Genomic DNA, 12692 nt, shown 5'->3' on the forward strand with positions numbered 1-12692 from the left:
GGTCGGGCTTCGTCCGTGGCTGGAAGTAATGTTATTACTGGTGTCGGAACGTTATGGGCCAATAATGTATTTGGTATTGCTCCGGGACAAATGATTTTTGTACCCGGAGCGGGTCAGGTTTTTATATATGAAATACTTTCTGTCGATAGCGATACTAAAATCCGAGTAACCCGAAATATTGCTACAGCAATTACCAATTCTGAATATGCAATTGTTACGACTGTATCAAATTCAATGTCTGACCTGGCGCGTAGAACAGCGGTGCAATTGGATTTATATCAGCAGTTGCTTGAAGATTGGCAAAATATAACAACTGGCACCGGCGATGTCACAATTATTGCACCGGACGGCACTGAGGTAGTTATTCCTGCACTATCGTGGATTAGTGATTCAAAAACGTGGTTTGATACAAATAAAGAGTTGATAGAGAATGCAGGCGAGGCGGTGGCTGGAGCTGAGACGGTGCGTGACCAAGCGGTAGCAGCTAACACGGCGGCGCAAGCAGCAAAGACAACTGCGGTAGACTCCGCAACAACAGCTAGCAACGCCGAAGCAACGGCTACCGGAGCGGCTACCACCGCCACCACGGCTAAGAACGATGCCGTTGCGGCTAAGACCGCAGCAGAAGCCGCCGCCGCTAGTGTAAACCTTCCACCGCTTGGCATTGGGTTGCCAAGCATGACACTTATTAATAATTTCGACTGGCAGAACTTCGTTTTCACATCTGGGGCCAACTATCTTGCCGCGTCCACAAGTTGGATCAATACCCCGGCAGGGGTTGGATACCCAACGGCATTAGCCATCAGTATAACCGTTGATTACATTACGGTTTCAAGTAATCAAATTGGCCTAACATTAATTCCTAACACAGCAACTTCCGTAAACTTTAAAGTCTACAAAGTTCTTTCAGTTGGCGCTGCCGGATCTCGCGTATTCACTGTGCGTGAAGAATGGAACTCAGCCAACCCTATCCCAATTTCTGGCGGGGGTACTGGCGCTAATACTTTAGCCGGCGCTCAATCAGCGCTAGGAATAGTAGATCAATTGTTTACCATTCTCTACCCAAATGGTACAGAAGCATCTCCAGCATCAATTGGAGCCAGCACAAGGTTAACGGTAGCAAATCCCTTTGCCGGCAGGCGTGTTGATTGCGCGGTCGAATTAAGAGTTGCAGTTTCTTCTGTAAATCAGTGGGGGGAGCCAGGCTGGATATATTTGGACAATACCTCTATCTCTCTTGGAACAAAAGCGACACCGTTAACTGTGGGTGCTGATAACGATAAATACCTCGTCATACAATCCGGGTCGCGCGATGTAATGAATTACTCCGTAAACGACGGTAATCCACACGGTGTGGCTACGGCATACACCAGCCTACCATTTAGATTGAAAGTATGGACGATAGACTAATGATTAAACATTACGGAATTATCGGGACTAACGCATACGGAATTGATTTAGATGAAGACGCAACAATATGGAGTGGTTGGATATTAATGAAAGAAGAGCGTCCAACTGATGAATACTACGCAGATGAAAACGGAGAGTGGTTGGCTGGCCCATCGCCGCAAGTTCTGCAACAAATGAGAATTGAAGCCAGAGAAAATCAGACGACTATTTTATCACAGGCATCCGACATGATAGGTGCGTTGTCAGATGAAATAGAGGGTCTGGAGGATAGCGATGATGTTGTACCGGATAAACTGCGCACTGATTTGAAAGTATGGAAACAGTATCGTGTAAAAGTGAAGAACATCGATGTTTCCCTAGTGCCGGATATTGAGTGGCCTGTATCGCCGGAGTGATGAGTGGGCAGGGGTGCCTTGAGGTGGCGGCGCTGAATAACGCCGCTTACTTTTACTTAGCGATCATCGAATCAAGATAGTCGGCATACCATTGCATCATGCGCTTGCGGTCGTCAATATATTGGGCATGGTTATATACGCCTCTGATTTTACTTTTGTCCAGATGGGCAAGTTGACGCTCAACCCAATCACCTTCGAAACCATGCTCATTAAGTATTGAACTCATTTGGTGCCTGAATCCATGACCGCACGTTCTGCCCTCATAGCCAACCCTGCGGATCACCCCAAGCACGGTATTTTCGCTGATTGGCTTGGTTCTGTCATTTCGTCCGGGGAAGACTAATTGAAAGTGTCCGGTTACTGGTTGTAGCTGCTTGAACAGGTTAATGACTTGAGTTGATAGTGGCACTATATGCAATCGGCGTTTCTTCATTACTTCAATTGGGATGGTCCATATTCCCGACTCCAAATCTACATCATTCCATTTTGCATGGCGTAATTCTTTGGTACGTAAACCAGTCAGCATTAATATCTGAGTGGCGGCCTTAGCTATCACGCTGCCAAAGTATGAGTTCAGCGCAATAATAAAATCTGGAACTTCAGCTTCAGTGAGGAATGGATAGTGAGTGCTATTCGGTGGCGTCATTGCCACCGTTAAATCTGGGGCCGGATTATATTCAGCCCGACCAGTAACGATCGCATATTTAAAAACCTCCCCGCACCGCCTTCTTGTTTTTCTCGCCATCTCCATAGCGCCACGCCCTTCAATTTTCCTGAGTACATCCAAAAGCATTAATGGCTTCACATCTTTTATTGGCATATGTCCTATAAAAGGAAAGATGTCACGAACAAACATGGATAGCACTAAATCACTGTAGTCTGGCGTCCATACTTTCTTTTTTGAACTATGCCATTCTTTTGCAATTGCCTCGAAAGTGTTTTCAGCTGATATGCGCTGAGAAACTTTTTTTGCTTTCTTGTCTTGAGATGGATCCACACCATCAGCAAGCAGTGATTTAGCTTCATCTCTTTTTTGTCGGGCGTCGGCTAGGGTGGTTGCAGGGAACAGCCCAATCGTTAACAGCTTCTCTTTGCCGTTAATGCGGTACTTGAGCCGCCATGACTTAGCGCCTGTGATAGATACATAAAGAAATAACCCCCCACCGTCAGACAGTTTATAGGCTTTTTCTTGCGGCTTGGCTGTTTCCACCTGTCTGGCTGATAATGGCATTTCGGGGGTATCCTATGTAGAGGCCGTTTCAATACCCCTGATACTACCCCCACTTTATGCTTTATTCACGGTTATTTGTGGTTACGTGTGGTTATGTCGATTGTCTGGAGATGTTGCCGTGAAAAGGGTTTTTGGTGTGTCGTGGTATTGCGAGGTAATGCTGTAGTGGTGTCCCCGACTGGAATCGAACCAGTAACTAGCCCTTAGGAGGGGCTTGTTATATCCGTTTAACTACGGGGACCTTTTTTATTGGCAGAGTTACTGCCGATAAAGTGGACTGCCGGAGCATTATACGCATTTTGACCCAAATAATAAGCAGTTAGCTGTCTGTTTGGTTACTCTGTCACCAATGTGCAGTGAATAAATGCTCTCTATGTGCAAAAACACCAGCACACCGCAATAAGATGAGGGCGGTTATCGGTGTGCTGGTGATGAGCGGTTCTCCACTTAGCGGTTTTTTCTCGGTCGGTGGGGCATATCGCTGCGGATCTGTGCATGGCTTATCAGGGCGAAAATAAAAGTACCGCCGATAATGTTGCCTGCGAGTGTTGGGATGGCGAAGGGATAAATAAATTGCTGCCAAGGTAGTGAGCCGTTAAACACCAGATAGAAGATTTCTACTGAGCCGACCACGATATGAGTCAGGTCGCATAATGCCACTAAATAGGTCATCAGAAAGATCACCCAAATCTTGGCGCCTCCCGCAGAAGGCATCATCCATACCATGGTGGCAATGATCCAGCCAGAAAATATACCGTTAGCAAACATCTCACCTGATGAGTTATCCATCACGCTTTGTCCAATACTGACAAATGCCGCTCGTGTGGCATCATCAAATACCGGCATATGAATAAAGGAATAGGCCGCGATAGCCGTGCCGATCAGGTTGCCTAGTAGCACCAGCCCCCAAAGGCGAAATAATAGAATGAAGTTTTGGCGGCTAGGTTTCTGCATGATTGGCAGCACCGGCGTGACTGTATTTTCAGTAAATAACTGTTGGCGGGCCATAATGACAATAATAAAACCGAATGTATAACCGATATTTTCCAGCAGAAAACTGGCCGGGGTATCCGGTAATTTTGCGTGAAAGATACCTTTGGCAATCAGTGATGCTCCGATGGAAAGGCCAGCCGCAATAGCCGACCATAATAATGCAAAGCTATCGCGTTCTAACTCCTTTTCCCCGTCGAGGCGGATAATTTCATGAATTGCCGCCGCTTTGGAAGGCAGGTTCTTTTCATTTACTTCAATCTCTTTTCCCTCATGCTGCTCATCACTTTCCACTTTCAGTTCATCCTTATCTGGGGACGTTTTTTCATCACTCATAGGGGATTTCCTGGTTGGTCGATTAAATGGTTGTTTGGGCTGGGTGCAGGAAAATAAGAAAATAGCAAAGTAATAAGCATAGTCGTTAATGACTGTCCGCGATTTTTTTGTCGGTGAGAATTGCAGCCACGAGGTTATCCAATTCTAATGTTGCTGGTTTTTTCTTCAGAAATTTGATCTTAACCCGAATATTACCTCGATAAGGGTAGGGATCGCATTAGACCCATGCTACGTAAGGATTAAGCCTTATGTTATCATTTAGTCTTCACGAACTGGCAATCCTCCTATGGAAGGCAATCCCTCATGCTGGAAGCTATAAATCTAACTTGCGTCCGAGATGAACGAAGCTTGTTTCAACAGCTCAGTTTCTGTGTGGCTGCGGGGGAGATTGTGCAGATTGAGGGGCAAAACGGGGCGGGTAAAACCAGCTTGCTGCGCATTTTAGCCGGGCTTGCTGATGCCGATGTTGGGCAGGTGAACTGGCTGGGTGAGAATATTCGCCGTGATCGCGCCCGTTATCATCAGGATTTACTGTTTTTAGGCCATCAGCCGGGGATCAAATCGGTACTGACACCTTTTGAAAATCTGGCCTTCTACCAGTCGGTATTTCAGCCAGTGGATAGCGCCGCCATTTGGCAGGCTTTGTCGCTGGTTGGGCTGGTGGGCTATGAAGATTTGCCGGTATCGCAGTTATCTGCCGGTCAGCAACGGCGGGTAGCTTTAGCCCGATTGTGGCTAAGTCGGGCACCGTTATGGATTCTGGATGAACCTCTGACCGCAATTGATAAGCAGGGCGTCAGCACATTGTTGGCCCTATTTGTGGAACATGCCGCCAAGGGGGGCATGGTGTTGCTCACCACGCATCAGGATTTAGATGGCGTCAGCCAGCAGGTGCGTAAAATCCGCTTAACCAACACGCAGGAGAATTAATGTTTATCAGCGTGTTGCGCCGTGAATTAAAAATAGCCTTCAGAAAAGGCGCAGAAATCGTTAACCCACTCTGGTTTTTTCTGATTGTTATCACCTTGTTTCCGTTGGGTATTGGCCCGGAACCGCAACTGTTGGCGCGTATTGCGCCAGGTATCGTCTGGGTTGCCGCATTGCTCGCGTCGTTATTATCGCTGGAGCGGCTATTCCGTGATGATTTCCACGATGGCTCTCTGGAGCAGTTGCTGTTATTACCCAGCCCGCTAGCACTCACGGTGTTAGGCAAAGTGTGCGCTCACTGGGTTGTTACCGGGTTGCCTTTACTGATCTTATCGCCATTGGTGGCATTGTTGCTGTCTCTCGACAGTAATACGGCGATGGCGATGGCGCTGACACTGCTGCTGGGGACGCCGACCTTAAGTTTTATCGGGGCTATTGGTGTCGCGTTGACTGTGGGTTTGCGCAAAGGTGGGGTGCTACTGAGTTTATTGGTTCTGCCGCTGTATATCCCGGTGTTGATATTTGCCACTGCGGCTATTGATGCGGCGTCGATGGCACTGCCGATTGATGGTTATCTGGCTATTCTGGGGGCGATGTTGGCAGGGAGTGCCACACTGGCACCTTTTGCTACCGCGGCGGCATTGAGAGTGAGTGTGCACTAGCTCATTATCGCAGGCCACAATAGGCTATCCGTTAAAAAGTGCGTGTAAAAAATATCAGTCAAAAGAGTAAAGATTTTCATAAGCTTAAGCGCGGTAGCCAACGCAGATTACAGCAGATTGTGCGCCGTCCCTGCACCGAGGTAACCCATAGGGTGATACCGGTCCAATTTCAACGTGAGCAATGAAAAATGTGGAAATGGTTTCATCAATTCGCTAAACCCGAACGGCTCTATCAGCTGTGTGGGCGATTTATTCCGTGGCTGGGCCTGGCGGCAGTTATCTGCTTGAGCGTGGGCTGGGTATGGGGTTTTGGCTTCGCTCCATCAGATTACCAACAGGGTGACAGTTTCCGTATCATATATTTGCATGTCCCGGCAGCGATCTGGTCGATGGGTATCTATATGTCGATGGCTATCGCGGCATTTGTCGGTTTAGTCTGGCAAATGAAAATGTCCGATAACGTCTTGGCTGCCATGGCTCCGGTGGGGGCAGTGTTTACCTTTATCGCGCTGGTTACCGGCTCGGCATGGGGTAAGCCTATGTGGGGAACCTGGTGGATTTGGGATGCACGCTTGACCTCTGAATTAGTGCTGTTATTCCTCTATCTGGGGGTTATCGCCCTGTATAATGCCTTCGAAGACCGTAAGTTGGCGGGGCGCGCAGCGGGCATTCTGGTGCTGGTCGGCGTGGTCAATATCCCCATCATTCATTTCTCTGTCGTGTGGTGGAATACCTTGCATCAAGGTTCGACCAATATGCAGCAAAGCATTGATCCGAGTATGCGTTCCCCGCTTCGTTGGGCGATTTTTGGTTATCTGTTCTTCTTCGCCACACTGACATTAATGCGACTGCGCAATCTGATTTTGCAGCAAGAGCGCCATCGTCCGTGGGTTGCTGCTCTATTGCGTAAGGAGCCACGCGTATGAATCCGGCCTTTAACTCTTGGGCGGCATTTTTTGCCATGGGCGGTTATGCCTTTTATGTCTGGCTGGCGGTTGCGGCGACATTATTATCACTGCTGGGCTTATGGGCCCATACCAGGTGGCAGCATAAGCAATTACTCGCGGATATTCAGCGTCGTGAAGCCCGAGAAAAACGCATTCAGCAGGCAAATCATTCCCAATCAGATCACGTCAAAAGTGTTGCCCGTCCGCAGGAGAAACAACAGTGAATCCACGTAGAAAAAGCCGACTCTATCTGGCGATTGTGGTGCTGATCGGTATCGGTCTGACCGTCACACTGGTGTTGTATGCACTGCGTTCAAATATTGATCTGTTCTATACCCCAGGTGAAATTTTGCAGGGCAAAGGTGAGCGCCATGAGAAGCCGGAAATCGGCCAGCGTTTACGTATTGGCGGCATGGTGATGCCGGGTTCAGTGAAACGCGATGATAAAACACTGGAAATGAGCTTCAAAGTTTACGATGCACGCGGTGCCGTCACCGTGACCTACACCGGCATTCTGCCTGACCTGTTCCGCGAAGGGCAGGGCGTAGTCGCACAAGGGGTATTTGCCGCTGGCAATACCATCAACGCGAAAGAAGTGTTGGCAAAGCATGATGAGAATTACACACCACCAGAAGTGAAAGAGGCAATGAAAGAAAATCATACCCGCCCGGCAGAAGCCTACAGTAGTGCCAATGGCGGAGGCAATGCCTCATGATGCCTGAAATCGGCAGTTTTTTATTGTGTCTGGCGCTGGCCATCTCGCTATTGCTGAGCCTGTACCCGCAGTGGGGAGCCGCGCGTCAGGATGCCCGGATGATGGCGACCGGCAGACCATTGACCTACGGAATGTTTGCCACTATCGCGCTGTCATTTATATGTCTTATATATGCGTTTGTGGTAAATGATTTTACTGTCTCTTATGTGGCGGCAAACTCGAATTCACATTTGCCGGTTTACTACCGGATTGCCGCAAGCTGGGGGGCACACGAAGGGTCACTGCTGTTGTGGGTATTACTGCTCAGTTGTTGGTCATTGGCGGTGGCGTTGTTTAGTCGTTCTATGCCGGATGATGCGGTAGCTCGCGTGTTATCGGTGCTGGGAATGATTACTGGCGGCTTTCTGCTGTTTATTATCCTGACCTCAAATCCATTCAACCGCACCTTACCGGACTTCCCGATTGACGGCAACGATTTGAACCCACTGTTGCAGGATGTGGGGCTGATTTTCCATCCGCCACTGCTCTATATGGGATATGTCGGGTTCTCGGTGGCATTTGCTTTTGCTATTGCTTCCTTAATGGCTGGGCGACTCGACAGTGCCTGGGCGCGCTGGTCACGCCCGTGGACTCAAGCCGCATGGGTGTTCCTGACTATGGGCATCGTGCTTGGTTCGGCATGGGCCTATTATGAACTCGGTTGGGGCGGCTGGTGGTTCTGGGACCCAGTCGAAAATGCTTCCTTTATGCCTTGGCTGGCAGGTACGGCATTGATTCACTCACTGGCGGTGACTGAAAAACGTGGGACTTTTAAGGCCTGGACAGTATTGCTGGCGATCACTGCATTCTCTTTATGCTTGATGGGCACCTTCCTGGTGCGCTCTGGCGTGCTGGTTTCGGTGCACTCCTTTGCCTCTGACCCGGCACGCGGCATGTTTATTCTGGCTTATCTGGTGATTGTTATCGGCGGCTCTTTGCTGCTGTATGCCGTCAAAGGTGCGCAGGTGCGCAGCCGTACTCAACATGAGGTTTTCTCGCGCGAGACTTTCTTGCTCGGCAACAATGTGTTGTTGATTGCCGCCATGCTGGTGGTGCTACTGGGGACATTGCTGCCACTGGTACACAAACAGTTGGGGCTGGGCAGTATCTCTATCGGCGAACCCTTCTTTAATACTATGTTTACCTGGTTGATGGCTCCAATGGCGCTATTAATGGGGATTGGGCCGCTGGTGCGCTGGCGTCGTGATGAGCCGAGCAAACTGTGGAAGCGTTTGGGCGTCGCGCTGGTAGTTACCTTGCTATTGTCAATATTGGTGCCGTGGGTGCTGCAAGATACCATTGCCGGTATGACGGTGGTGGGGCTGATGATGGCTATCTGGGTGATTATCCTGACTCTGATGGAGTTGCACGAGCGTGCTACCCATCGCCATGGTTTCTGGCGAGGTTTGCAGCACCTTTCCCGTAGCCATTGGGGCATGGTGCTGGGGCACCTCGGGGTGGCCGTGACCGTGATTGGCATCGCGTTTAGCCAGAATTACAGTGTGGAGCGTGATGTGCGCATGAAGGCCGGTGATAGCATTGATATCCATGATTATCACTTCATATTCCGCGATGTTCACGATATTAAAGGGCCAAACTATACCGGCGGTGTCGGCATTATTGATGTCACTCGCAATGGTAAGCCGGAAGCCACTTTACATGCAGAAAAACGCTACTACGCGGTGGCCCGCTCGATGATGACCGAAGCAGCTATTGACGGCGGTTTGACTCGTGATCTGTATGCCGCCTTAGGTGAAGAATTAGATGACGGTTCATGGGCTGTGCGTTTGTATTACAAGCCATTTGTCCGCTGGATCTGGTATGGCGGGGTGTTTATGGCCATTGGCGGCATCTTCTGTATGTTCGATCCGCGGTATCGGATGAGTAAGAAGTTAAAACGCGGCGCTGCATCGGAGGCTGAATAATGAAACCTCAATCCTCATTTAATAAGTTGATGTTTATTCCGTTGGTGCTGTTTTTACTGCTGGTTATCGCCTTTTTAGTGCAATTAACCCGTAATGCCAATGGTGACGATCCCACGATGTTGGAGTCGGCGCTGATTGGCAAACCGGTGCCAACCTTTAAATTGGAATCGCTGGAACAACCGGGGAAAACCTTTGATCAGGCGGTATTGCATGATGGTCAGCCGATGCTGCTTAACGTCTGGGCGACTTGGTGCCCCACCTGTCGTGCTGAGCACCAATATTTGAATACGCTGGCGGCACAGGGCATCCGCGTGGTTGGCTTAAATTACAAAGACGATCGTAGCAAAGCGGTGCAGTGGCTCAACTCGCTAGGCAACCCTTATGCCCTCAGTTTGTATGATGGCGATGGCATGCTGGGCCTGGATCTTGGCGTGTATGGCGCACCGGAAACCTTCTTGATCGACGGTCAGGGCATTATCCGTTACCGCCATGCCGGTGATCTCAATGATCGGGTGTGGCAGCAAGAAATCCTGCCGCTCTATAAAAAGTATCAGGGGGGCGCATGAGGCTCTTTAGTTTGGCGCTCGGCCTGATATTAAGCTGGAGTGCATTTGCCGCCATCGATACCTACACTTTTAGCTCCGTGGCGCAAGAACAGCAATATCGTGAATTGACCGAGCAGCTACGTTGCCCTAAGTGCCAAAATAATAGCATCGCGGATTCTAATGCCATTATTGCCGCTGATATGCGCGGCAAAGTGTATGAACTGCAACAGCAGGGTAAATCCAAACAGCAAATTATTGATTATATGGTGGCCCGATACGGCAACTTCGTCACTTATGAGCCGCCGGTCACCCCTGCCACGTTAATTCTATGGGTTGGACCAGCATTGTTTGTCTTGATAGGTGCAGCGGTGGTGATATTGCGCGCCCGGCGGCGGGTAGAGAAAGAAGCCCCGCTTTCAGCTCAGGAGCAGCAAAGGTTACAAAGCCTATTGGCTTCAGAGGATAAAACTCTGCTGAATCAACAAGCAAAGACTAACAGGAAACAACCATAATGGCTTTTTGGCTAGTAGTGATTATTTTACTGGTGGTTGCGGGTGCCTTGTTGGTCATTCCGGCCATGCGACAAAAGACCAACCTCCAGGCGACGACGCGTGATGAGTTGAATAAGGCTATTTATCAAGATCGTCTATCTGAATTGGCAGAAGATGAAGCGCAGGGCGTGGTCGAGCAGCGACCTGAATTGATTCAGGAGCTGCAACAGAACCTGCTAACAGATATCCCGCAGCAATCATCTGAAAATGCCAGCCCGATCAACCGTTGGGTGTTATTACCCGGAGTGGTGATTCTGGTTGTGGTCTCGGTGGGGCTATATCTGAAAACCGGCGGATTATCTCAAGTGCAGGCGTGGCATCAGGTTGAAGCACAAATGCCGGAACTACGCGCGCGTGTTGCCAATGAGCGGGCAGAGCCTCTGACTATGGAGGAAGTCGCGCGTCTGGGATTGGGATTACGTACATCTTTACAGCAAGACCCCGGCAACGTTAATGACTGGATGATGTTGGGCCGAGTCGGAATGGCACTCAATAATGCCACCACGGCCACCCAAGCTTTTGCTAAAGCTTACCAGCTGGCACCCGATAATGACGATGTCAGGTTTGGCTATGCTGAAGTGCTGACACGTTCCAATGATCCACAGGATAATCAGCTGGCAGCTCGGATGCTGCGCACGATGGTGGGTCAGGATCACAGCAATTTGCGCGCGATGAGTTTATTAGCTTTTAATGCTTTTGAGCAGGGCGATTTTAAACAAGCCATTGGCGCGTGGGAAGTTATGCTAAAATTGCTGCCTGCTGGTGATTCTCGGATAGAAGTGATAAAACGCAGTATTGCACAAGCTAAATCACAGGCAGGGCAGGAAACAGCTACACTGGGAATAGAGGTTTCACTCTCATCTGATGCCGCCCAGAAGTTGCCGCAACAGGGAATGCTGATTATATCGGTAACTGATGGGGCAAATCCGATACCGGTTGCGGTAAAACAACTGCCGTTGAGCCGATTCCCGCTATCCGTGATGCTGGATGACAGTAATGCAATGATGTCCGAGCGGTTGCTCTCATCTTTGCAGCAGGTGAAGGTGCGCGCACGTATCTCGCTGGATGGCACCGCCAATTCGCAACCGGGTGACTGGTTTGGTGAAAGCGATGTGCAGGATTTTGGCGGGAAAGAGCCACCTCAGACTATTCATGTTCAGATAAACAAACAGATCCCTTAAATATAAGGGACTGGAAAGAATTTCATGGAGAAAAATATGAACTACCGCCTGATTGGGCTAACTTTTGCAACCGTACTGTTAGTAGGGTGCGCCAGTAGCTCACCGGATCACATGGAGCAGGGCCGCTCAGATCCACTGGAAGGTTTTAACCGGGCAATGTTCAATTTCAACTATGAGGTTCTTGACCCTTATATTGTGCGCCCGGTTGCGGTTGTCTGGCGCGATTACGTGCCACAGCCAGCACGTAATGGGACGAGCAACTTCTTAAGTAACCTTGAAGAGCCGGCCAGCATGCTTAACAGCTTCTTGGTGGGTGACCCGTACAATGCGATGAAGCACTTTAACCGTTTCTTCCTGAACACGATTCTGGGGATGGGGGGGTTAATTGATGTGGCCAGCATGGCGAACCCGAAACTGGCGAAGCAAGTTCCTCATCGTTTTGGTTCTACACTTGGTCACTATAATGTGGGCTACGGGCCATATGTGGTTCTACCTGCTTATGGCAGCTTTACGATTCGTGAAGATGGGGGTAATGCGGCTGATTACGTCTATCCAGTGTTGAGCTATCTGACCTTCTGGATGTCAGCAGGTAAATGGGTGCTTGAAGGGGTTGAAACCCGTGCACAGCTGTTGGATTCCGATGGTTTGTTACGTAACTCTTCTGACCCGTATCTGATGGTGCGCGAGGCTTACTTCCAACGTAATGACTTCCTGGCAAGCGGCGGTCAGCTGAAACCAGAAGTGAATTCCAATGCTCAAGCCATCCAAGGCGATTTGGAAAGCATCGATTCAGCTAACTGATAGTTGACCTCCGATAGCCATATAAAAAAAGCGCCGC

14 protein-coding genes and 1 tRNA gene are annotated in these 12692 nt (G+C 49.5%); 12 read left to right on the forward strand and 3 right to left on the reverse strand.

Annotated features, from left to right (window positions below; genetic code table 11):
• Positions 1–15: 15 nt before the first annotated feature.
• On the forward strand, positions 16–1410 hold the full coding sequence (locus FTA96_RS23540; protein WP_235897497.1) for a hypothetical protein: 1395 nt from the start codon (positions 16–18) through the stop codon (positions 1408–1410).
• A complete protein-coding gene (locus FTA96_RS14410; RefSeq protein ID WP_145574184.1) occupies positions 1395–1805 on the forward strand; it encodes a tail fiber assembly protein in 411 nt (136 codons plus the stop codon). The genes FTA96_RS23540 and FTA96_RS14410 overlap by 16 nt, the downstream gene beginning before the upstream one ends.
• Before the next feature lie 52 nt (positions 1806–1857).
• On the opposite strand, the gene FTA96_RS14415 is transcribed toward FTA96_RS14410, so the two are convergent.
• The 3 genes from FTA96_RS14415 to FTA96_RS14425 all read right to left on the reverse strand — a co-directional run bounded on the left by FTA96_RS14415 (position 1858) and on the right by FTA96_RS14425 (position 4362).
• Entirely contained in the window at positions 1858–3036 is a 1179-nt protein-coding gene (locus FTA96_RS14415; RefSeq protein WP_145574185.1) for a tyrosine-type recombinase/integrase, read from the reverse strand.
• 166 nt (positions 3037–3202) lie between these two features.
• Positions 3203–3277: transfer RNA gene (locus FTA96_RS14420), tRNA-Arg, on the reverse strand.
• A 206-nt stretch (positions 3278–3483) separates the two neighbouring features.
• Entirely contained in the window at positions 3484–4362 is an 879-nt protein-coding gene (locus tag FTA96_RS14425) for a formate/nitrite transporter family protein (protein ID WP_145505230.1), read from the reverse strand.
• 303 nt (positions 4363–4665) lie between these two features.
• Here FTA96_RS14425 and ccmA point away from each other — a divergent pair, with 303 nt between their 5' ends.
• From ccmA to mlaA, 10 genes are all read left to right on the forward strand, one after another.
• The gene (gene ccmA / locus FTA96_RS14430; RefSeq protein ID WP_050109468.1) at positions 4666–5292 is read left to right on the forward strand and encodes a cytochrome c biogenesis heme-transporting ATPase CcmA; all 627 of its coding nucleotides are present in this window, start codon (positions 4666–4668) and stop codon (positions 5290–5292) included.
• Positions 5292–5951, forward strand: a complete 660-nt coding sequence (ccmB, locus tag FTA96_RS14435; RefSeq protein ID WP_050109469.1) for a heme exporter protein CcmB — start codon at positions 5292–5294, stop codon at positions 5949–5951. The genes ccmA and ccmB overlap by 1 nt, the downstream gene beginning before the upstream one ends.
• A gap of 188 nt (positions 5952–6139) precedes the next feature.
• Positions 6140–6877, forward strand: coding sequence for a heme ABC transporter permease (locus FTA96_RS14440; RefSeq protein WP_050109470.1), 738 nt, complete (start codon positions 6140–6142; stop codon positions 6875–6877).
• Positions 6874–7122, forward strand: a complete 249-nt coding sequence (ccmD, locus tag FTA96_RS14445; protein ID WP_145532459.1) for a heme exporter protein CcmD — start codon at positions 6874–6876, stop codon at positions 7120–7122. Before FTA96_RS14440 ends, ccmD begins: the two co-directional genes overlap by 4 nt.
• Entirely contained in the window at positions 7119–7613 is a 495-nt protein-coding gene (gene ccmE, locus FTA96_RS14450) for a cytochrome c maturation protein CcmE (protein ID WP_050109472.1), read from the forward strand. Before ccmD ends, ccmE begins: the two co-directional genes overlap by 4 nt.
• Positions 7610–9577, forward strand: a complete 1968-nt coding sequence (locus FTA96_RS14455; protein ID WP_145574186.1) for a heme lyase CcmF/NrfE family subunit — start codon at positions 7610–7612, stop codon at positions 9575–9577. Before ccmE ends, FTA96_RS14455 begins: the two co-directional genes overlap by 4 nt.
• Positions 9577–10143 carry a DsbE family thiol:disulfide interchange protein gene (locus tag FTA96_RS14460; protein ID WP_050109474.1) on the forward strand — a complete coding sequence of 189 codons (567 nt, stop codon included), beginning with the start codon at positions 9577–9579 and terminating at the stop codon, positions 10141–10143. Before FTA96_RS14455 ends, FTA96_RS14460 begins: the two co-directional genes overlap by 1 nt.
• Entirely contained in the window at positions 10140–10634 is a 495-nt protein-coding gene (locus tag FTA96_RS14465; protein WP_050109475.1) for a cytochrome c-type biogenesis protein, read from the forward strand. Before FTA96_RS14460 ends, FTA96_RS14465 begins: the two co-directional genes overlap by 4 nt.
• Positions 10634–11854 (forward strand): c-type cytochrome biogenesis protein CcmI, encoded by a 1221-nt coding sequence (ccmI, locus tag FTA96_RS14470; RefSeq protein WP_145574188.1) that lies wholly within the window; start codon positions 10634–10636, stop codon positions 11852–11854. The genes FTA96_RS14465 and ccmI overlap by 1 nt, the downstream gene beginning before the upstream one ends.
• 36 nt (positions 11855–11890) lie before the next feature.
• Complete coding sequence (gene mlaA / locus FTA96_RS14475) at positions 11891–12655, forward strand: phospholipid-binding lipoprotein MlaA (RefSeq protein WP_072077952.1); 765 nt, start codon at positions 11891–11893, stop codon at positions 12653–12655.
• Positions 12656–12692 lie beyond the last annotated feature (37 nt).

The organism is Yersinia alsatica, assembly GCF_902170305.1.
In the GTDB taxonomy this organism is placed as follows: Bacteria; Pseudomonadota; Gammaproteobacteria; order Enterobacterales; family Enterobacteriaceae; genus Yersinia; species Yersinia alsatica.

Excerpts from the sequence above, each read along its gene's own strand:
- FTA96_RS14410 (WP_145574184.1), top strand. The coding sequence starts at position 1,395 with ATGGACGATAGACTAATGATTAAACATTACGGAATTATCGGGACTAAC.
- FTA96_RS14415 (WP_145574185.1), bottom strand. The coding sequence starts at position 3,036 with ATGCCATTATCAGCCAGACAGGTGGAAACAGCCAAGCCGCAAGAAAAA.
- FTA96_RS14425 (WP_145505230.1), bottom strand. The coding sequence starts at position 4,362 with ATGAGTGATGAAAAAACGTCCCCAGATAAGGATGAACTGAAAGTGGAA.
- ccmA (WP_050109468.1), top strand. The coding sequence starts at position 4,666 with ATGCTGGAAGCTATAAATCTAACTTGCGTCCGAGATGAACGAAGCTTG.
- ccmB (WP_050109469.1), top strand. The coding sequence starts at position 5,292 with ATGTTTATCAGCGTGTTGCGCCGTGAATTAAAAATAGCCTTCAGAAAA.
- FTA96_RS14440 (WP_050109470.1), top strand. The coding sequence starts at position 6,140 with ATGTGGAAATGGTTTCATCAATTCGCTAAACCCGAACGGCTCTATCAG.
- ccmD (WP_145532459.1), top strand. The coding sequence starts at position 6,874 with ATGAATCCGGCCTTTAACTCTTGGGCGGCATTTTTTGCCATGGGCGGT.
- FTA96_RS14455 (WP_145574186.1), top strand. The coding sequence starts at position 7,610 with ATGATGCCTGAAATCGGCAGTTTTTTATTGTGTCTGGCGCTGGCCATC.
- FTA96_RS14460 (WP_050109474.1), top strand. The coding sequence starts at position 9,577 with ATGAAACCTCAATCCTCATTTAATAAGTTGATGTTTATTCCGTTGGTG.
- FTA96_RS14465 (WP_050109475.1), top strand. The coding sequence starts at position 10,140 with ATGAGGCTCTTTAGTTTGGCGCTCGGCCTGATATTAAGCTGGAGTGCA.
- ccmI (WP_145574188.1), top strand. The coding sequence starts at position 10,634 with ATGGCTTTTTGGCTAGTAGTGATTATTTTACTGGTGGTTGCGGGTGCC.
- mlaA (WP_072077952.1), top strand. The coding sequence starts at position 11,891 with ATGAACTACCGCCTGATTGGGCTAACTTTTGCAACCGTACTGTTAGTA.